21 protein-coding genes are annotated in these 21888 nt (G+C 29.4%); 2 read left to right on the forward strand and 19 right to left on the reverse strand.

Annotated features, from left to right (window positions below):
- Nucleotides 1–13: 13 nt before the first annotated feature.
- Together BEE63_RS07665 and BEE63_RS07670 are read right to left on the reverse strand one after the other, a co-directional pair.
- A complete protein-coding gene (locus BEE63_RS07665; protein WP_066020829.1) occupies nt 14–709 on the reverse strand; it encodes a response regulator transcription factor in 696 nt (231 codons plus the stop codon).
- Between the two features lie 11 nt (nt 710–720).
- The gene (locus tag BEE63_RS07670) at nt 721–1845 is read right to left on the reverse strand and encodes a hypothetical protein (RefSeq protein ID WP_066020830.1); all 1125 of its coding nucleotides are present in this window, start codon (nt 1843–1845) and stop codon (nt 721–723) included.
- 85 nt (nt 1846–1930) lie between these two features.
- Between BEE63_RS07670 and BEE63_RS07675 the strand changes: the two genes are divergently transcribed.
- Nucleotides 1931–2584 (forward strand): HAD family hydrolase, encoded by a 654-nt coding sequence (locus BEE63_RS07675; RefSeq protein WP_066020831.1) that lies wholly within the window; start codon nt 1931–1933, stop codon nt 2582–2584.
- Nucleotides 2585–3036: 452 nt separating this feature from the next.
- Nucleotides 3037–3402, forward strand: a complete 366-nt coding sequence (locus BEE63_RS07680) for a hypothetical protein (protein WP_066020832.1) — start codon at nt 3037–3039, stop codon at nt 3400–3402.
- A gap of 11 nt (nt 3403–3413) precedes the next feature.
- On the opposite strand, the gene BEE63_RS07685 is transcribed toward BEE63_RS07680, so the two are convergent.
- The 17 genes from BEE63_RS07685 to BEE63_RS07765 form a co-directional block, all read right to left on the reverse strand.
- On the reverse strand, nt 3414–3764 hold the full coding sequence (locus tag BEE63_RS07685) for an arsenate reductase family protein (RefSeq protein ID WP_066020833.1): 351 nt from the start codon (nt 3762–3764) through the stop codon (nt 3414–3416).
- A 166-nt stretch (nt 3765–3930) separates the two neighbouring features.
- Complete coding sequence (locus tag BEE63_RS07690; RefSeq protein ID WP_066020834.1) at nt 3931–5064, reverse strand: tetratricopeptide repeat protein; 1134 nt, start codon at nt 5062–5064, stop codon at nt 3931–3933.
- A 27-nt stretch (nt 5065–5091) separates the two neighbouring features.
- Nucleotides 5092–6387, reverse strand: coding sequence for a tetratricopeptide repeat protein (locus BEE63_RS07695; protein WP_066020835.1), 1296 nt, complete (start codon nt 6385–6387; stop codon nt 5092–5094).
- Between the two features lie 92 nt (nt 6388–6479).
- The gene (locus BEE63_RS07700) at nt 6480–7214 is read right to left on the reverse strand and encodes a hypothetical protein (RefSeq protein ID WP_066020836.1); all 735 of its coding nucleotides are present in this window, start codon (nt 7212–7214) and stop codon (nt 6480–6482) included.
- 53 nt (nt 7215–7267) lie between these two features.
- Nucleotides 7268–7564, reverse strand: a complete 297-nt coding sequence (locus BEE63_RS07705) for a WXG100 family type VII secretion target (protein ID WP_066020837.1) — start codon at nt 7562–7564, stop codon at nt 7268–7270.
- Between the two features lie 34 nt (nt 7565–7598).
- Nucleotides 7599–7949, reverse strand: a complete 351-nt coding sequence (locus BEE63_RS07710) for a hypothetical protein (protein WP_066020838.1) — start codon at nt 7947–7949, stop codon at nt 7599–7601.
- Nucleotides 7950–9275 carry a tetratricopeptide repeat protein gene (locus BEE63_RS07715; protein WP_066020839.1) on the reverse strand — a complete coding sequence of 442 codons (1326 nt, stop codon included), beginning with the start codon at nt 9273–9275 and terminating at the stop codon, nt 7950–7952.
- 62 nt (nt 9276–9337) lie between these two features.
- Nucleotides 9338–10444 (reverse strand): tetratricopeptide repeat protein, encoded by a 1107-nt coding sequence (locus BEE63_RS07720; RefSeq protein ID WP_066020840.1) that lies wholly within the window; start codon nt 10442–10444, stop codon nt 9338–9340.
- Between the two features lie 20 nt (nt 10445–10464).
- Complete coding sequence (locus BEE63_RS07725) at nt 10465–11556, reverse strand: hypothetical protein (RefSeq protein WP_066020841.1); 1092 nt, start codon at nt 11554–11556, stop codon at nt 10465–10467.
- A 54-nt stretch (nt 11557–11610) separates the two neighbouring features.
- Nucleotides 11611–11913, reverse strand: a complete 303-nt coding sequence (locus BEE63_RS07730) for a WXG100 family type VII secretion target (protein WP_066020842.1) — start codon at nt 11911–11913, stop codon at nt 11611–11613.
- A 246-nt stretch (nt 11914–12159) separates the two neighbouring features.
- On the reverse strand, nt 12160–12432 hold the full coding sequence (locus tag BEE63_RS07735; protein ID WP_066020843.1) for a WXG100 family type VII secretion target: 273 nt from the start codon (nt 12430–12432) through the stop codon (nt 12160–12162).
- Between the two features lie 17 nt (nt 12433–12449).
- Nucleotides 12450–12713 carry a hypothetical protein gene (locus BEE63_RS07740; RefSeq protein WP_242874735.1) on the reverse strand — a complete coding sequence of 88 codons (264 nt, stop codon included), beginning with the start codon at nt 12711–12713 and terminating at the stop codon, nt 12450–12452.
- A gap of 1 nt (nt 12714) precedes the next feature.
- Complete coding sequence (gene essC / locus BEE63_RS07745) at nt 12715–17292, reverse strand: type VII secretion protein EssC (RefSeq protein WP_066020844.1); 4578 nt, start codon at nt 17290–17292, stop codon at nt 12715–12717.
- Between the two features lie 26 nt (nt 17293–17318).
- Nucleotides 17319–18098: a PP2C family protein-serine/threonine phosphatase gene (locus BEE63_RS07750; RefSeq protein ID WP_066020845.1), complete on the reverse strand. Its 780-nt coding sequence runs from the start codon at nt 18096–18098 to the stop codon at nt 17319–17321.
- Between the two features lie 104 nt (nt 18099–18202).
- Nucleotides 18203–19660 carry an FHA domain-containing protein gene (locus BEE63_RS07755; RefSeq protein WP_066020846.1) on the reverse strand — a complete coding sequence of 486 codons (1458 nt, stop codon included), beginning with the start codon at nt 19658–19660 and terminating at the stop codon, nt 18203–18205.
- A 26-nt stretch (nt 19661–19686) separates the two neighbouring features.
- Nucleotides 19687–19932 carry a hypothetical protein gene (locus tag BEE63_RS07760; protein ID WP_066020847.1) on the reverse strand — a complete coding sequence of 82 codons (246 nt, stop codon included), beginning with the start codon at nt 19930–19932 and terminating at the stop codon, nt 19687–19689.
- A gap of 10 nt (nt 19933–19942) precedes the next feature.
- Nucleotides 19943–21877, reverse strand: a complete 1935-nt coding sequence (locus BEE63_RS07765; RefSeq protein WP_242874737.1) for a serine/threonine-protein kinase — start codon at nt 21875–21877, stop codon at nt 19943–19945.
- Nucleotides 21878–21888 lie beyond the last annotated feature (11 nt).

Below are 21888 nucleotides of genomic sequence, written 5' to 3' on the forward strand. Positions count from 1 at the left end.
AAAAAGTCTTAATTTATTCACTCATTTTAAAACCAATGCCCCATACGGTATGAATATATTCAGTATCAGGATCGGCCTCTGCTATCTTTGAACGGATTTTGCTCATATGAACATTTACAGTGTTGTCATCTCCCAAATAATCATCCTTCCATACCTCTTTAAATAAATTAGATTTAGTAAATACTTTTTTAGGATAGGTCATAAGTATTTCAAGTATTGCAAATTCTTTTGCAGTTAAATATATCTCTTCTCCATTAACTTTAACTTTAAGGGTTTCTTCATCTAATACTAAATTCTTATGTTTTAAAATAGTTGTTTCATGGGTACCCTTAGAAAAAAGCATATATCTTCTAAGCTGTGCCTCAACTCTAGCTAAAACCTCGTTCACATCAAAGGGTTTGGATATAAAATCATCTGCTCCCATTTTAAGTACATCTATCTTAACATCCTGACCTGGCTTTGCCGATATAACTATAATTGGCATAGTTTTAGTCTCACGTATCCTGCCTATTAGCTCTTCCCCTGTAATCCCCGGCAACATTAAATCAAGAAGTATAAGAGAAAAGTTATACCTTTCTATGCACATTTCTGCTTCAGAACCAGAATATGTACATCTTACGTTATAACCTTTTTTAGACAGTATTTTATAAAGTAATTTGTTTATATCCACATCATCTTCTGCTATTAAAATACTTACATTTTCATTCATATAAAATTCCCCTAACTATTTTTTAGATTAATCATATGCAAATCCATTTCATGAACAACTTTTCCAAACCACATACCACCCTTGGCCTCAACTAAGTTATTCATATTAATTAAATAATCATAATTATCCTTTATGTCTAGAATGTGTTCCAAAAATATTTTAGTATAATTTTCTGATTTATTGTTTTTATTAGCTAAAAACTTTTTAAAATAATTGTATAGTTCAAGGGCTTTTTCTTTATTTTTATCAACAAGTGCAAGGTATAAAATATACCTATAGACAATATTTAAAACACTCCTCGTTAACTTAGGTCGTTTCATAAATTCATCTTTTCTACTAACTACATATTTTATAAATTTCTTAGAATTAGCTGGCATTTCATTTATTACTCCACCTAAATATAAATAAAGCACTTCAAGGCTGTAATTCATTTTATCTATCATAATACTATCTTCACAGTCTACACACTTTAAATTTTTATCAAGCTCAATATACTTTTCAATTAGATAACTGAATCTATGTACTTCTTTTATTCCATCATAATATATTGCTAAAAATAATATGTTGTCTATAATCCTTCCTTCAGGACTTTTTTTCATGTTTACTGCATTCTTTACATTACCCCATGCAACTGAAACAAACGCCATTATCTCTGCCATAACAATAGTTATTATTAAAAATTCTTTAATACCTGGCTTATTAATAGCTATTGTAAAAATTAGAATCATGCACACTACACAAATTATTAAATCTCCAAAAAATCCCGAAAAAAATACCTTAGCTAAATTCTTTTTGACCCTTTGAAAATCTTCTTTAGAACTTACAGATGGCATATGAATCCCCTCTATGTTTCCAAAGAATCCTGGATACCCTACCATTTTAAATTTAACTTTGATTTTACCGTCTTCCTTAAAAAATGCAAATGGTCCCATACATATTACCCGAGAAATAATGCCATACATTTTGCCAATTAAAACATAACTTAATTCCTGAACTATTATGCATGTTGCAACAGATAAAATTATATAAATTAAAAACTTAGCTATATCTAAAAAACCTATTTTAAGCACAATAATACCTATAGATATAGATACAGCTAGAATAATAACCATAAAATTATTTAATATTTTTTTCATTTATTAACCTCTCAAGCTTTCCTATTTTAACTTAGAATAATGTTATAATAATATTATTATACAATAAAACGGAGGCGGAATTAAAATGTATACCCACATATTATTTGATTTAGATGGAACACTCACAGATTCTGGAGAAGGTATAATAAATTCATTTAATTATGCACTCAAAAAATTTAACATTGATGTAAAAGATTTAAGTTCTCTGCGCAAAGTTATAGGACCACCTCTTAAGGATTCTTTTATAGATTTTTATAACTTTAATGAAAATAATGTAGATGAGGCTGTTTCCTATTACAGAGAATACTTTAAAGCTAAGGGAATGTTTGAAAACAAAGTGTATCATGGAATCCCAATTTTACTAAGTTCTTTAAAAGAGAAAGGATTTCATTTGGTTGTAGCCACTTCAAAGCCAACTGTGTTTTCCAATGAAATATTAAAGCATTTCAACCTATATGACTACTTTGATGGTGTATTTGGAAGCACTCTTGATGGAACACTCTGCAAAAAGGAAGATATAATAAAATATGCCATAAATGAACTAAACATAAAAAATAATAATGCAATAATGATTGGAGACAGAGAGCACGATATGATAGGCGCTTCAAGAAATAATATTAACTCAATAGGTGTTACGTACGGCTTTGGCTCCTCTGAGGAACTAAAAAATGCTGGTGCTTCTTATGTTGTAGACGCTGTGGACGAGCTCTTGCAAAAAATCGTCTTACTAAATAGGTAATTGTCACATTATAAAAATATTGAGAACTAAGTTGGGGGTTTTAGCGGAAAAATACACCGCTAAAAAGTTTGGGGTCAGCTGACGCTGAGGTGTGGGGTGCTTGACATCGCTTCGCCCGTCAGCAGGTACGGGGTTTCCCCTTCGGCAAAAGGTTATGGCTACCTTTCCTCCGTTTCACTATGGAAAGCTTTTAATTTGAATTTTAGATTTTCGGGAGTGTTAGCGTAAGAAAATCATCCATAACCTTTGCCGCAGGCAAACCCCTCACCTATTAACGAGCGTAGCAAAGTTAATACCCCGTACTTCGGCTGCGCCGATTACAACTTTTTCGTCTCGTTAGATGACGAAAAACCCCAAACTTGCTTCGCAATTTTTATATATTACGGATTATCAACTTTTAATGAACCAGCCCCATTAAATTTCATTAACTCTATATAAAAGGAATGATAAAAGTGAAAAAAAGTATTATTGCCGCAGCCATCATCATAGTATGTGCTGCTGGAATTTATTATTACAAATTTATTTCGGATTTTTCTTATTTAGTAACTATGAAAGATAATATTACTTCCATAGAATCCAGCAGTTCCAATGGGAGTTTTAATGGGAAAAAGCATGAAAAAATTAAATTCTTTTGTAACTCTAAAATTAATCATGGTGTTTTAAATATAATATTAATTGACCCAAATGGGAAAATAATAAAGAAATTCAAAACCAATAAAAATTATACCGAAGAGATATCATTAAATAGCACTGGAAAATACAAATTTCCAGTAAATTACAATAAGTTTATTGGGGATTTTAATGTTAAATGCAGATAGTTGCCTTAATATTACTTAGCCCCCACTATCCATTTTTGCCATGTTTCTGGATTATATCCGACAGTTGCTTGTTTTCCATTCCTAACTATTGGTGTAACATATACTTCAGGATTATTTAATAATATTTCTTCTTTAACTGAATCAGTTCTTATGTTATCAAGATTTAAAGCTTTGTATTTTTTTGCCTTGGTATTTATTAAATTATTTAAACCAACAGCAGCTTTAACACTAGCTAATTCACCTTTGCTTAAAGCTTTTTCTTTTAAATCTATGAATTGATATTTTATTTTTCTCTCTTTAAAATATCTCTCTGCTTTCTTTGTATCAAAACATTTTTTTGTACCAAAAATCTGAATGTTCATGTATATAAAACCTCACTCTTAATTAGTTTTCATTAACCACTGTCTTTAGCATTAGTAATTTCTACCCTATCTACAGACTAACTTTGTACTTTAAATATACAATTTTATTAATAATTTTTCAAATAAAAAGCAAGATTCATTCAAAACAGAACCTTGCCTTTTACTTTTATAAACTATTTAAAATTTCTTTTATTTTCTTTATTATTTCCTCAAACTCATTGTTTTCTTTTGCTATACAAATAAGCTCCTCATAATACTTTATAGCCTTTTCGCCGGTTTCCTTTACCCTATCATATTCACCTAATTTTTTATAAATTAAAACCAATTTATATGGGGCTTTTGCAAAAGAAGAATACAATTTCGATTTATCATTCTTTATCAAAAATTTATAACACTCAGCCGCTTTATAATAATCCTTAATTTTCATAAGAACCTCTGCTTTAAATACATAAGCTTTAAAGCAGTTATTATCAATTTTTATTGCCTCATCATACCATCTAATGGCCTCTTCATATTCTGCTATTTTTCTATACAAGCTTCCTTTTACTGTATATATATCAGGATCATCATTTTTCATTTTAATTGCCCTATTAATCCACTCCAGAGCTTCATTGTATCTTTTACTGCTCATCAGAATAAGAGCTTTATTTACATATCCTATTACCCTTTCAGGATTAACTTCAAGGAACTTTTCTATATAAATAAGAGCTTTATCATAAAGGCATCTTCTGTTGTAAATGCTTGCAATTCTTAGATAAGGATCTCCATCATCTTCCTTTAAACTTGCAATTGTAATATATGTATTTATAGCTTCTTTAGTTTTACCTAGCTTTTCTTCAATTCTTGCTTTCGAATAGTATGCATCTATATATTTATTGTCCTTATCAATAAGTAACTGAAAGCAGTAAATTGCATCGGCAAATTCACCTGCTTTTTCAAGTGAAATTCCCTTATTATACAAAGCTGTTTTGTTATCTTCATTATTCTTTATAACCATATCAAATTGATCTGCTGCTTTTTTAAAATCACCCTGTAGAAATAAAACATTTGCTTTTTCACTCATTGCAAGCTCATCATTTGGCATAATATGAAGTGCCTTATCATAATATTCTACTGCATTATCATAATTTTTTAAAACAGTATAATTTGCAGCTATATTTATAAGCACCCCAAAATCATCTTTATTAAATTCCAGAGACTTTTTAAAATATTTTATTGCCTTATCATAATTACCTACAAGATTTAAATTTAATGCCATCTTCTTATATTTATCCGCGCTGTCCAAATTCTTATTTGACATTATACCACCCCTATAAACCTATCTTGTTTATAATTCATTATAATTTTTATCAATTTTCTTACATCTCTCCATATCTTTTTCTGCATCTTTTTTCATACCTTGATACTCGTAATACTTGGAACGATAGTAATAAGCTCCTGCATAATTTTGATCTAAAGCTATTGCATAGTCGTAACATTCTTTAGCATCATCATATCTTAAAAAGTGAGTAAGCAATATTCCTTTAACCACATAAAATTCCGGTATAAATCCACTGGAACTTATAATATCATCATAATATGTAATAGCATATTCACATGCCTTATCTGTTTCATCCTTGTTTCCTATTTCTTTATATGCCAAATACATTTTATATGGTGCTTTACCATAGGAAGCATACATTTTTGTCTTATCCCGCTCTATAAGAACATTGCAATAATAAATAACTTTTTTATACTTTTTCAGATTCATTAGAATGTTTATTTTCAAGATATAAGCTTCATAAAAATCAGGATCTATATTCAAAGTTTCATCCAAAAGCATAAGTGATTTTTCATACTTTTTTACGTTACTATATATAAGTGCTTTTTCATAATACATTTTGGGATTTTTTCTATCAAGTTTTATAGCCTTATTCATAAGTTCAAGTGATTCGTCACTTTTACCAAGATAGTTTACCAAAACACCCTTAACGTAGTATCCTGAAGATTCTTCTGGATTTATCTCTATAAGCTTTTCCACATATTTCAACGCTGATTTATAATCCTTCATATCAATATACAATTTTATTATGTCGGAAAATACTTTATTAGAATTACTAGATAAATTCATAAACTTACTATAAGTTGATAATGATTCCTCATAGTTCCCTAATCTTTCTTCAAGCCTTGCTTTTGCTGTGTAAGCATCTTCATATTTAGGATTAATATCAATAGCCAAATTATAACATTTTATAGCTTGATCAGTGTCATCAAATATTTCATATACTAAGCCCTTATTATAATATGGGACTACAAACCTGCAATTAACATATATAGCCTTACTGTAATACCTTAAAGCATCTGAATATTTTTGCAGTTTAAATAGCATGTTTCCTTTTTCATTTAAAAGTAATTCATTCTTCGGTTGAAGCTCTATTGCATGTCCATAAGCTTCAGATGCCTCTTCATATTTACCCGTTTTATCAAATAAATCTCCAAGATTAGCATATACATCAAATTTATCTATACTAGTTTCCAAAGCTTTTTTATAATATTCTATAGCTTCATTATACTTTCCCATTATTTTAAGATTATCGGCGAGTTTTTTATATTTATCCTCTTTATTTATCCCGAATTCTTTCACGTACAAACACCTCAATTAAATTTTAAATAAAGTTTAGTTAAAACAAATTACATTCTCTAGTTACAATATCTAAATCAAAGTTAATTTCCGTATTACTCGAACGTATCTTTTGGGGAATTTCTTCTTTTTCCATATGAAGAATTATTTTTAGCCATGAGTTCAGCAATATCCTTAATATCACGTCCTTCAAACTCTTTACCTAATAGTTTTATATACTTTTCCGAAAAATTTATATTCTTTTTTATTTCAACACTATCTACACCTTTTAGTGAATTTGCCATATACACATAATTATCTGCAATAAATTTTTCTTGATTTTTATGCGAATTATATAAATTAGGCTTATTCCCCAAAACATTATAAAAGTAATACTCTTTCCCGGACCTGGACAAATCGCTAATTTTCTTCATATTAATGCCTTTCCTAGTAACTTCTAACTCACATCGTTTTAATTTACTGCTTTCATCCTTTACTTCATATCGATAAAAATTGTTTTTCAATATCTTTTGTAAAACCTTTGATGTAATTAGAAATCCACCACCCACAAGTGTAACCATGACTTGAATCTTAGGTTCGTTAAAAAACTTTTCTAATTTTTTAGACGACAGCTCTGGTATATCACGTTTAAATGTATCCCTACGTATTTTTAGTACTTCTTTATCAACATCCTCAAAATTGCTTTTCATGTTCATTTCTACACTTAGACTCTTCTTTTGCCAACTGTCTTCGGGTGATTCTAATTTAAAATTGCTATTTTGTCCTTTAATGTTTTTCATGTCGGTCATACGACCACTTAATTCGTCCCATTTTAAAAATATCTCATTCATAGGCTTCCCTCCCTGTTTTAAATTGATCTTTACATACCATGTCCTATATTATTCTAGTATACTTCATCAGCATTTCTATATTGGTTAACCTTATCTTTCAGCTGATTTGAGATATTCTGTAAATCACTAGCATATTGTCTCCCCTTGCTCTTTAAGCTTCCATAACTACTCTCAAATTTTGAACCAGACTTTCCCTTCCAGTCCTCACAAACTTCAGTCATTAGCTTATCTAAAGAATTCATTATGTCTGTAGTCTTACTACTCATTTTTTTATATTTTGCTGCTATGCCTTCTATCTCTTCAGCATGGACTAATATTTCTTGATTACTTCCACCATATCCACAATCCATATTAAATCTCCTCCAAACCTTGTTCACTCATCTATTAATGATTGCTTAAAAATTTACATATAACACTTAAAATTATAAGTACAGTTCCTATATTTCTGATAGTACCAAGCAACTTATTTCCCTTATTAAATTCACTTTCAGATGCTTTTCCCTCATTATATAACTTAACAATAGCTTTCTCTCTCTTTTGTATTTGTAAACTAATACATATTGCTGGTGACATAAATCCTACCATAAACATTACAAAGGAAATACCAGCTCCCATCTTTTGCAATATTTCAAATGGATTCGCTAAAAAAAACACTAATTCTAAAATAATAATGGCTATACATATAGAAACATTTCTTTTAAACTTTTTATTAACTTCATCTATTTCGCTGTTCATTTATAGTATATTTTCAATCCCCTCATTATTTTTTATTATTTCACGAAATTTTCCGTCGAGATCTACGCACTTTTTCATATCCTTTTGTCCTTCTTCTATATTACCCTCTGAAATCCTAAATTTACCTCTTAGATAATAACCTTCAGCATAAGAAGGATCTAATTCCACGGCATAATCATATAACTCTTTAGCTTCTGCCTTTTTGTTAGCAAATACAAGCAGCTCTGCTTTAAGAGAATAATAATCAGGAACAAACTGCCACATATTGATGTATACATCTAATTCCTTTATTCCTTTTCTACAATTTTCTTCAACCTTAAGTTTATTTTCTGACTTCTTGTAAGCTAAGAACAGTTTATATGGGGCCCTAGCAACGGATGCATAATATTTTGATTCATCCTTTTTTATAAGCTCTTCATAACACTTAGCTGCTTCTTCATATTTTTCTAATTTCATAAATAGATTTGCCTTTGCTATATACGTCACAAAATACTTCCCATCTATTTCTATAGCTTTATCATAATTTTTAATAGCTTCTTCATAATTTTTTAAATTGGAATAAGTATTTCCCTTTCTGTAATAGACCTCTGCATTGTTCTTGTCTACTTCTTGCGCTTTTTCAATCCATTCAAGAGCCTCTTCATACTTTCCTAATGAATTTAAAAGCAGTCCCTTATCAAGATATCCTATAACTTTTTCCGGGCTTATTTCTATAACTTTATTTATGCTTTCTATAGCTTTTTCATAAAATCCTATTTTATTATAAATACCTGCTATATAAACAAAAGGATCGCTATCTCCCTCTTTTACACCCGCAAGCTCTTCATAAGTATTTATAGCATCCTTATGCTTTCCACTTTCTTCAAATACCCTTGCCTTACCATAATACGCATCAAAATACATTTTATCTCTTTCAATCAATTCATCATAAGCCCTTATTGACTTTTCCTTTTCATCCATTTTTTCTAGACACAAAGCTTTATTAAAATACGCAATCTTATTATCATGATTTATATATTTTGCTTTATCATAACAAGTAAGTGCTTCTTCATACCTTTCAAGGATAAATAGTACATTTCCTTTTTCAACAGTAACAAAATCATTTTTATTATTTATGTTAAGCACATTGTCATACACTTTTAAAGCTTCTTCATACTTATTCATATTACATAAACATGCTGCAATAGCTGTATTAACATTTACATTGTTCTCATCTATTTCAAGAGCCTTTTTCAAATATTTCAAAGCCTCATCGTATTTTTCTATTGCATTTAATCTAAGTGCCATGACAACATAATTTTCAACTTTATCCTGAGTCTCTTTCAAAAATTATCACCTCTTACATTCTATTTCCTATTCTTTTTCAATAGTAAACTTTCTACCATTTCTTATTTATACTTCAAATAATCTTCAACTTTACTGCTTATTATCTTTGAATAGCGGTCACCAATGTCAATTACCTTTATTAAATTATTTACTGCTTCTTCCCTATTATTTACAACTAAATATACTTTGGCTAAAAGTATATTTGCAAACTCTAAATTTTCAGGTTCTTCTGCATTGTCCATAACTTCATTAAGAAATGTATCAACACCTTTAAAATACTCATAATCACCAGTTTCTATATATATATACGCTAATTGCATAATAACTTCTAATCTTATATTTATACAGGTTACATCTTCGTATATTGTAAATAAAATCTCTATAGCCTCATTGTTAAATCTATTTTTACTTAACCTTCTTCCACATTTAATATATTCTGATGTTCTATAAAAACAATTGTATCTATTTATATATGCTCTAAAAGCGATAGCTTCATCAATACAATTTAAATTCAGGCATAAATCATCATACACATGAATAGCCTCTCTATATCTTTTCAAATAGTATAATAATCTAGCAAGCATTCCATATGCATATCCATTATTTAAATCCATATCAAGAACCTTATAATACATCTTAATAGCTTCATCATATTGTCCATTTTTTTCGCAATCCATAGCCATAATTAAATATGGCTTAACTTTTTCATCCTGTTTTTCAAATGCATCATGTACATTAAATTTTTCCTTTAAGCTATTATTGTTTTTTATTGCTTTTCTAACCTGCTTATGTATCTTTTTGGGCATTATCTGAAAAACTTTAAGCAAAGGAAAATCTGTAGCACATATTATAGTTGCAGGTATTGCTAGTAATGCTGATGAAACGCCAAATCCCATAAATATAGTAATAAATATAGTTTGAAAAGTAGCTAAATCATTTTTAAATACATCAATACCATAATGTAATTCTCTAAATAAAGCCAATGAAAAAAGTATAAGACTTATTAATATAGTTAAAATTAAATCAATAGCAAAAAATGCCCAAGCCGGGACTCTTTCTTCAATAATCCACCAATATGAAAAATAAGCTGAAACTCTAAAGGGCTTCTTTAACCAATACTTTAAATTTTCTATATTAAAATATTGTCTGTCTACATATTTATTAGACATAGTACACTCTCCTTCTATTATTAATTAGTTATAATATCATTTGTACTATTATATATAGTTCTTAAATCTGACATCGGTGGATACAAAGGTATAGAATTGCAATATGAAAAACCTTTAACATAATCTACAGCTTTTACTTTTTCCGCAGCAGAGATTCCTAAAGGTAATGCCTTTCCTGGCTTATACCTGATTATCTTCGATGCATTATTTACATATTTACCACCTAATAAATCACTCTTATAAATGCCCATGGTTTCTTTAACCCCTTGAATTGGATGAGCGAGGTATTTAAAGTCTCCTCCTTTTTCAAAATTAGCGCATGATTTAACTTTTGAAACAATACTTTCACTTTTGCTAATCTTACTGCTAAGAGCTCCTGCTTTACTTGCCAAAGATCCAGGATTTATAAATAATGCTGCTGTAGAATCTGCAATCTCTGTACCATCATATATTCTCGTTCCCCATTTACCAAGTTTACTTTCAGCTAATGATTTTAATGGCGATTCTTTTCCCTCAACATCTCCAATAAAATCTGATCCGCTCGTTGCAAGCATCGAAACTCCTACAACCCAACCAACTGGACCTCCAGCTGCAATAAATGTAAGTGCTGTAACTATACCTGCTACATCACCAATATAAGGGTTATTATATACTGCATTCCATATAGCTCCTATAACGCCGTAATTTTTTTGTCTTTCAAAACTCTGACTCTTTATCGTATCAGCTTTTTTATTAATTGTAACAAAGTCACTTTTTATTTCTTTTTTTACACTTGTTCTAAGTTTCTTTTTTATCGCCTTAGCACTAGAAGGATCGGCATAAATTGCATCCATATTGCTTCCAACACTTTGATCCACCTGACTAAAAACCTTAACTGCCTCATTAAGTATAGAAGCTACTTCCATCATGCTTGCTGATAATGCTTGACCTGATTTATGTACATCATACATTCTGTCGGTTATATCCCTAACAAACTTTCCCGCTTGGTCACTATCGAACTGATTCACAGCAGCCTTTATTTCATTTTGAATACTATCTATTTCACTCTTCAGTTTATTTACCGATGAAGCTTTCGCATTTAATTCATTGCAATTTAGTAATATTTCACCCATAATCTAGCCTCCCACCATATGTAATTATTGCCGATATATAATTCCGAATTAAATTTACTGTATGGTTGATTTTCCACTTAAATCATTATCAGTTTGCTCAAACATCTCTACAATCTGTTTAAGGCTATTTCCTGTATTATTTAAATTATCAACGCAACTTTGAAGAAGTTTTACAGTATTATTTTGAACTTCATCCATAAACTTAGTTTTAGAATCACCTTCCCAGTTTTCATTCAGGCTTTGGACATATTTTGATTGAAATTTGTTAAGCACTTCCTGCACAATTTTAGCATCATTTAAAAAATCAGAAGCGACAGCACTCACCTGCTCTTCCTGCATTTTAATTCTTCCAGCCACAAAATCATCTCACTTTCTTTATAATTAAAACTATGTATTTATTACATTAAATAAAATTTAATAAGACTTGCTTCAAATTATAAAAAGACTTAGAAATTTTAATTTGTCTGAGCTTTTTTTCAGCGAGTTATTAAAATTTGTTAGTATTTTTATAATTTGAAGCTTAGTCTTATGATTTTTATTTAATGTTTCAAAATACTATTGCTTCGCAATATTTATAACTGCTAATTAGATATATAAATCTAATTAACCCCTTGCATCTACTTCTCTGAACTTCTGAGCTTGTTGTTTTAACTCAGTTGATATCTGCTGAAGTAATTGGACATATCCTGTCATAGTTTTGCTCCACTCTTGGTATTCTCCAAAGAATTTTGTTGCAGATACACCGGCCCAGTTTTGTTGTACACCTGCTATACCTGATCCTAATCTACTTACCATCTGCTGTGATTCCTCACTTGATTGTGAAAATTGTCCTGCTAATGATTCTAATTCTTCTGGCGTAATTTTTATTAAAGCCATTTATAACACCTCATTTTTTAATATATTTCCAGGATGTTTCCATCCCAAATAGCGTTTTCTCTTAAAGTTGAATTCTTATCCAGCTTTTTTCCATTAACATAAAACTGTTTATCTTTTAAAATTTGTTTATCAGTACTGCTCATTTGCAGCAGGGAAGGATAAACTAAATTCATTATGTTCTGGAGGCTTTCATCTAAGGGTAAATCGAAGTCTGCTTGTCTGTTTTTATCTCTAATTCTAACGGTTATGATAATATTATTAACCTTACTAATATCAAACACCTCAATTCAACTTTCTGTTCAATTTATCTATATAATCTATAAATTTAACCTTTCCTTCATATGGAGTAGGTATTTTTATAGGTGTTGCCTTTCTATTTACGATGAGGAAGCCCTCACCTAAATTTAATATCTTCTTTGAATACTGAAAACCAATGTTTACATTACTAAACACAGAATCTACATTTGTACTGAATATAATTCCTGTCTCCCAAGATTTTATGGTCTTTTCAATTCCTTCCCATGCGCGTGTAAATAAATTTATATTATCAGCTGCTATTACATGGACACCTGTACCTTTATTATTTGCCATTATCCACTCTAAATTAACTGCCGCTTCATCTGAAAAACGTTCTTTAAACTTATTTATAACATCTACTATAAGGAACAAATTCCCCTTGTTTTCAATTATCTTTTTATTGGCATCTACTCCGTATTCCATCCTTAGATCTCTAAGTTCTTTCTTTCTCTCTTCTATATCTTCTCTTATAGATGTGAGGCATTTTGATACTCCATCTTTATCTTCAAGATATCCATCTACGCAATTTAGCTTTTTTGTAATAAGCATATTATTTTCAGGTGAATCTATAATAAAAATCTTATTTTTCTCTCTGCTTCGTGTCTCCGCAAGTGTCATTATAAATGCCATTAAGAAATTAGTTTTTCCACAGCCAATATCACCAGAAATAAGCATGCTATCTACACTCGAGAAATCAACAAAAACACTTTCCATTTCATCTATATCTACGCCAACTGGTACATCATTGTTATATCTAAAATCTTCATCTCCATAATCTAAAAATTCACCATCATGAATAAAGTCGTATAAAGGAAGAACCTCTTTTAATACGGGTATTCCCTTTACTTTAAAGTTTGGATAAGTTTTATTTATGTTCTCTATTTTTTCACCGATTTTGATACTCCAATCAAACTCTTCAGCTTTTACGGGAAGTGCTGTCTGAAATTCCAATAAGTTTTTGTTTCTTAAAACACCACGTCCTGCAATCTTATCCGGTACAATACCATTATTTCTCCCAAAAATCTCACGGTATTCTGAAGAATCATTTAAGCTGTATGCTGCACAAAAAGATACATTTTCTTTTATCTTTATAGGCACAGAACCACTTGTACTAGCAGTATAAACTACATGTACTCCAAGACTTCCTCCCTCTCTTACTATCTTTACGAGATCGTCTCTAAAGTTTTCATCTAAAGAAATAAGCGAAATTACATCATCTATTATGAATACTATTTGAGGAAGAACTTTTCCCGTTTTATAATTGTAGTCATTTATACTCACGGCCCCAATTGAAGTTAGTGCTGCCTTCCTTTTATCAATTTGTTTTATAATAAATTTAAGAAGTTTCTTCATTCTGTCAGCATCGTCACTTAAAGCAATTTCTCCTACATGAACAAGATTCTTAAACATATTCAAAGTTCCCTTATCACAATCAGCTATATAGAAATTTATATTTTTAGGTGAATTATAACCTGCAAGACTTAAAATAAATGTTTCTAAGAAAATTGTTTTTCCTGTACCAGCCATTCCATATAAAGCAATATAATTTTCTTTTTGTATATCAATTTCAAAAACATCCTGAAGCTGATTATAAGGATCATCATATATTCCCATTTTTGCTTTAAATTCATCTTTAGTATCACTTATAAAATCCTCTAAATATATAGAATTTATAAGGGGTGGCAGCCATGGAAGCTTTTTCTCATAATTCATATTTAAATCAGAATAATCTTTAATTACATCAATAAGTTTAGAAAGCTGAGTTACATTCTCACTCTGAGTTTCCTTTGCTCTCTCTATAACATCAAATCTTGTACCATCAATATCAACCATAAGAACTTTTTTATCTTTGGAAACCAATGTTTTTTTATATTTTGCTCCCGCAAATGCTGTTTGTATAAGCTCATATACCATATCATTTCCAACTTTTATATAGGCTCTTCCAGGATTTGATATACTTGAAGCATCTGGCTTGCCAATAACAGTTCTACTATCATCATTATCCTGAACTCTTAAACAAATTTTCAAATTAGTGTTTGTCTCAATCTGAGGATCAACTATACCTGATGGTTTTTGAGTTGCCAGAATAAGATGTACACCAAGACTTCTTCCTACTACGGCTACATTTACAAGCTGACTTATAAAATCAGGATCATTTTTCTTAAGCTGTGCAAATTCGTCAACTATAATTATTAAATGTGGTAATGACATTTTATGCTTTTTTAGCTTATAATTTTTTTCATATTCATCTATATTGTTATAGGAGTTTTCAGTAAGAATTTTTTCTCTTCTTTTTATCTCACTATCTATTGCAATTATTGCTCTCTTTGAGCCATTTCCTTCAAGGTTTGTCACAATTCCAACTACATGAGGCAGATTTTTAAATACATTTGACATACTTCCACCCTTGTAATCTATCAAAAGAAAATTAACATATTCAGGACTAATTTTAAAACTCAAAGCAGCAATAATAGTCTCCAATAATTCACTTTTCCCTGCACCCGTAGTTCCTGCTACAAGTCCATGTGGGCCATGCTGCTTCTGATGCAAATCGAGATAAAATTTTTCTCCATTTTCTCTTATTCCAATAGGCACAGATAAACTTTTGTATGGAACAGCTTTACTCCATATATCACCGAAGTTTATTTCATCAACATTTTTAATATCAAGCTCTTCAAATAGCGAAATAGAATTAGGTAATTTATTTGAATATGAATCTTTTTCAAGTCTTAAAGGAGCCATTATTCTTGAATATTGCATAAGAAGCTTACTATCCATTCTATCTGGAGTAAAATATGATTTTTCTGATGAATTTTGTATATTATAAATTACTCCTTCTCCTTCATTTAACTGTATTATGTTATTACAGCTCCTAGGAACATTACCAAGCTTATCTGATAAAAATATAGTTGATATTTCCATGTCACTATCCACATTCAATAAAAACTTTAAAATAGCTTCATTTTCTATAAGTTCTCTAGATGCAAGAACAAATACAAAATGCGGACTAAATCTATAACTTTCATAATTATTTTTATCTTCAAGCTTATTTTTTCTATCTGATAACACATCATACAATGTTGACAGCAGCCTATGTGTCTGCTCCTTATTTTCTGCCATAAATCTAATACTTTTATTATCATCCCATGCATGTGGAAGCCATTTAACCCATTCCCAATGCTTAAGTTCCTTATCATCAAATATTACAACCAGTTTAACTTCATCAGGCGTATGATTTATAGAAATTTGCAAAATCATATTTTTTATAGTTTCAATTGCCTTATCTCTGTTTCCAATAACCGCTGTTATTTGGTTGTCCCTTATAGGTGCACAAATAGGTACATTATCTACTAAATTATACTTATCTGTAACTTTATCCATTTCATCTAAAAGATGATCTTCATCAAAAAAATTTCTCTTTTCCTTCACAATTTTAAGAGGAAAATCTTCATTTCCAAGGCCAACTCTAAGGAGCAAAAAATCTTCATCTCCATAGCTTCTTGTCCATAATCTTATTGTAGAATTCTTTACTATTTCTATACTTTCATTTAAATCGGGATTCTGCTCAAAAAGAACTTCTCTCAGATTTTTTTCTGCTTTTAAAAGCTTCTTATCTACTTCTCTTATATAAGAAATATACTTTCTGTTTCGTTTTTTACTCTTTTTGTTATATACAATTTTTTGACCAAAGTAGCTAAATCCATACATTAAGCCGCTTATTCCAGTACCTACAGCAAATATCATGCTTGAACTTCCACTCTTATCTTTTAAGGATGTTATTACTGTTACTGCTAAAAAAATAACTGATGGTAAAAACGTCATTAACCCATATAAAGATGGTTTTGTAGGTAATGATGGCGGATTTTCAATCTTTAAATCCTCTTTCTTTATTTCAGGATATATTCTAGGAGCTTTTTGAACAAAAGGATATTCCTTAATAAGCTTTTCAAATCCAGATGCCTTTTTTATGTTCTTTAATGCACCCTCCACAATAATAAATTCTTTATTGAAAATTATTATGTATCCACATATGTCGACTTTATCACCCTTTGATAATATTGCTCGTGTAATCATCTTCCCGTTTAAATAAGTCTTATTTGTACTATTTAAATCTACAATTACATACTTTCCATTATCCTCAAAAATTTCAGCATGCTTTTCCGATACTTTTATATCGTCAAATACTATATCATTAAATTTAGCTCTACCTATCGTAAATTTTATATTTTCTTTAAGAGGTATCTTAACTGTATTTATTAGCTTATCCATAGAAAAAGCTATAATAGTAATGCTCATTATTCCATTTAATCCAAATTGCATTATTTTACCATGCTCTAATAAAATTTCTGTTTCTTTGCCACCTGAACTTATAAACTGTTTACTCATCAAAATAAATTCATTCTTTTTATTAGATTTAATCTTAATCTTAATACAATTTTTCTCATTAGTTTTTATATAATATTTAAATCTTTTTCTATTTCCAATACTCACTGAAGTCTTGGAAGCACTTAAAAGGACTTCGTATAATTTCTCATTAGAATATACAAGTAACTTCATATTCATCTATGTATTCACCCTTTTTCACAATCTTACAATTTCTTTATGCCAACCAAAATTACAGAAATATTATCACTTTCACCGCGGCTCTTAACTATACTTACAAGCTTACTGGCTGAACATTGTAGTGCATCATCATCAAAATCTGTATTGCTTTTAATATTTGTCATAACATCTTCTTCTTTTAGTTGGTTGTAGAAACCATCACTACAAATCATAAAAATTTCATTATTTACAAGTTCACCATATGTAGTAAATATATTAACGTCCTTCTTTACTCCCAAGCATTGAAGAAGTATATGTCTTTCAGGGCTAACCTTAGCTTCTTCAAGTGTCATCATTTTATTTTTCACCTTATATGCCACATAAGAATGATCTTCCGTAAGTTTTAGGATTCTATTTTGTATACTATAAATTCTGCTGTCACCTACATGAAGTATATAATACATATTTTTATACATAAAAACTAACGATATAGTAGTTCCTAATCTTTTCTTATTTCTAATACCATAATCAATTATGCTCTCATTTATTTCCATGAGTACTTGTGATAAGATGTACATTATTTGATCTTCTTGCTTTTTCTTTATTAAATCTATTAGTTCGTCTTCCCACCATCTTTTAAGCCTCATTATTGCCATATTACTTGCTACTTCACCAGAGGAAAGTCCCCCGAGTCCATCGCAAACAACAAACATTCCAAAATCACCGTTTTTATCTTCTCCGATTTTAACTAATATATTGTCTTCATTTATTTTTTTAAAATTTCCTCTATCACTAAGAGCTGCTGCCATTAAAACAAACTTATCCATATCTCACCTCTTATAGAAAAACTCGCTTAACCATTAACTTAAGCATGTACCATAATGTTTTATTAATACTTATTTTTTAATTTAAGTTCTCCAACGCTTTCCATTTAATTAAACTTAAAAGTATAACAACTGTTAGCAAATTTTATAACATCATTTTCCGATATTTTATATAGCTCACTGCTTTTTAATCTTTTATTATTAATGAAAGTTCCATTTTTAGAGTTCAAATCCATAACATAATATTCTGAATTCATTTTTCTTATTTCCGCATGCATCTTTCCAATTGCTCTGTTATCACTTACATAATCAACACTGCCCGTTAACCGTCCAATTTTAAAAATGTTCTTATTTATAAATATTTTTTCCACAACACCATTCTTATTTGACAGTAAATAAGGAACCTTTTCATCTATAATCTGAGTTGAGTATGACATTTGAGTTAATATTTCACGTTTCGATAATTTTATATTATTTGTAGTGTTAGCTGCACTACTTTCCTTTTTCACTGGCATATTCCCTGTGTTCATAGTGTGCACATTAACGGTAAACTTCTGTTTCTTCTTTTTAAAATTCAATACAGAGATAAGTGTCAAAACTATGTCTATACCAACTAAACAAGAAATAATAAAAATCTCAAGAGCACCATAATCATGAAAAAGGATTAATATACAAATAATCATTACTGCTGCTACTACTTGAACTGCTGCAACTTGAAATATAGTTTTGTTTTTTAAACTTTTAATTTTATCTTTTAAATCATTATCTATTTTATTTTCATAGGTATTTGGTTTATTTTCTTTCACATTCTTAACATCCATAATGAACTCTGTCCTAGGATTTAATAATTCACTTGGTTCAGATATTGGTTTTACAATGGAATTTTTATTTATATTAATCCCTTCCGTAGGCAAATTATGTTGAGTCTCTTGCGATGTATTTTCTTCCTCGCTGTCTGAAACTCTAATATCATTAATGTCTATGTCCTTATCTTTAACTTCATCTTCACTGACCGCATATTTTCTAATGAATTCTTCTAAATCATTAAATTTATCACTTCTAAGAGAATTTAAAAGTCCTAATAAAAAGCCGTCATTATCTTCAATATTTACCACGTCAACTATTAACTTTTTTACTAAAACCTTGAGCTCTTCATTAACATCTACTTTTTCTGCTTCCCCAGTTGGTATATAAAGAAAATAAACTTCATTCATTTTCGCATCTACATATATAAATCTAGCATTTACAGCAACAACTCCGTTTTGTAAAGAAATACTATTTATCTTTGTTGCTTCTTTAATTACTTTAAGAAGCATATTGCAAAATTCAGAAGTTCTTATTTTTCTACATTTTAAACAGGCTTCAAGATTTATTTTTCCTGTAATATGATACAAAATCTCTGAATTGTCTTTTTTATTAATCTCCATAGGGATTAATCTTTTACTTAAACTGCTTATCTTAAAAATTTCTTTTTCATCAATCTTAGATGTATCATCAATTTTTAACACAGCAAATTTTCTTTCCACTGTTTTTTCCGAAAGTTTTATATCACTGTAATCACTCATATATACTTCCTCCATTTAAAATACAATCATAAATACACCGTATCGTCTTTATTTTTATTTTCACCAAGTACAGATGTATCACAGACATCATCAAGAATAACAGCCGTATCATCACTATTAGCTACTTCAAACTTTTGAGCAATTCCATTAGTGTCAGAAATTTTTATTTTTTCTTTTGTCTCAGGACTATACATAATTGAAAAATATAAAAATACTATACTAGCAATAATCCCAAATATACCAACAATTATTTTAATAATATCTACTTGCATTTACATCCTCCTACTTTATAACTCCTTGTCCTTTGAGATCTTGATATTTCTGCTTTAAATCCATAAAATCAACATCATTTTCATTATGCTTCTTTGAGCTTGCACTATTATAATTTTTGCTAAAATCACTATAATTACGATTTTCTGAAGGTTTACTTTGCTCCATATCATACTCTAAAAGTGCAAGTTCCATATATCCCTTATAATCATCATTAAATAAATGTATCTCCCTTTGGAATACATTTTTACTTTCATTTAAATTTCCTAAATATTTATATATAACTCCTAATTGACAGTAAGAATCAGATACCTGACTTCCCATGTTTATAGCATTTTTATAATTTTCTAGTGCTTTATTTAAATAAAAAGTATATTGATTTTGATCTATTTTGCTTTCACTTGCTTTATCATAATATGCTTGTCCTAATTGCTCGTATAAAAAAATATTATTTTTATCATCTAAAACAGATTTTGCCTTTTCAAGTACCGATATTTCATCGTCCGTATTGTTTGGGAATATTTGAGGATTATCTCTATACAATTCAGATAATGTTATATATGATTTAACTTTATAATTAATATCACTTTTAGAATCTACATATTTCCCAAGCTTATCTACAGCATCTACAATTTTATTTTTATTTTTCAAATCTATTTTAGATAGCTGTTTTGCAACAAGTTTATAATATTTTAAAGGTTCGTTTATACTATTGTCAGCTCCATTTATTTTTTTAAAATATTCATATGCTTTATTATAATTTTCATTTTCAAAGTAAGTCATCCCAATACTGTAAAGCAACTCATTATTTTTGAGCAGCTCGGCTTTTTTATTTATTAGATTCGTTTCAATAAAATCTACGCCCTGATCATATTGTCCATTATTCAAATATGTATTTATAATTTTCACATAAGCTTTAGGATTATTATGATTTTCATTAAGAGCTTCTTTAAAGCAACTTATTGCTCTATCACTGTGATTTAAATTGTTTTGCTTATCGCCTTTATCAATTGTATTATTGTACTCATTTATTCGTTCATTTCGTATTCCTGCAGCACCTGAAATAAGTAAATATACAGAAAAAACAAATAAACAAATACTTGCAGCAATTTTTATATATTTCTTTAAAAGTCTACTTCTGTAACTAGAATTTAATTTATGTATATTTTGAATATCATAAAGCATATTCTTTACAGTTTGGTACCTCATATCAGGATCTTGCCTTGTACTTTTTTCTATTATAAATTCAATTCCTTCAGAAAATGCGGGATTTATTTCGCGCACTGGTTTCAATTCAAAAGGATAATCATTTGGTCCTCTCCCTGTAAGCATATGATATAATGTAACACCAAAACTATATATATCTGTTCTAGCATCACTTTGACAATCTCCATACTGCTCAGGTGCAGCGTATCCTCTTGTACCAATATAAGTTGTATCTTTTGAAACTTCTTTCTTATACTCACGTGCAATACCAAAATCTATAAGTTTGATCCTACCATTACTAGTAAGCATTAAATTTCCTGGTTTCATATCACGGTATATTATTGGATTAGGTTTTTGAGAATGCAAATATATAAGAACGTCACATATTTGCTTCGCCCAATCTATAACAGTCTTTTCATCTATAGCTCCATGTTTTGAGATATACTTATCCAGCGAAATACCATCAATAAAATCCATAACTATATATATGCTTTCATCATTTTCAATGATATCCACTATTCTAGGCAAAGCAGGATGATCCAATTTCTTTAATATGTTAGTTTCTGCTAATAAATCTATTTTTGCTTTTCCATTATTATTTAACCTGCGTGATATTTCTTTTATTGCCCAAAACTTTTGCAGTTTTATATCTTTAGCTAAGTAAACTGTACTCATACCACCTTTTCCAAGCACGTCTACAATTTTATACTTATTTTCAAATATCTGATTTACTAAATCCAAGTAAAACACCT

It is taken from the genome of Clostridium pasteurianum (assembly GCF_001705235.1).
GTDB classification, from domain to species: Bacteria; Bacillota; Clostridia; order Clostridiales; family Clostridiaceae; genus Clostridium_S; species Clostridium_S pasteurianum_A.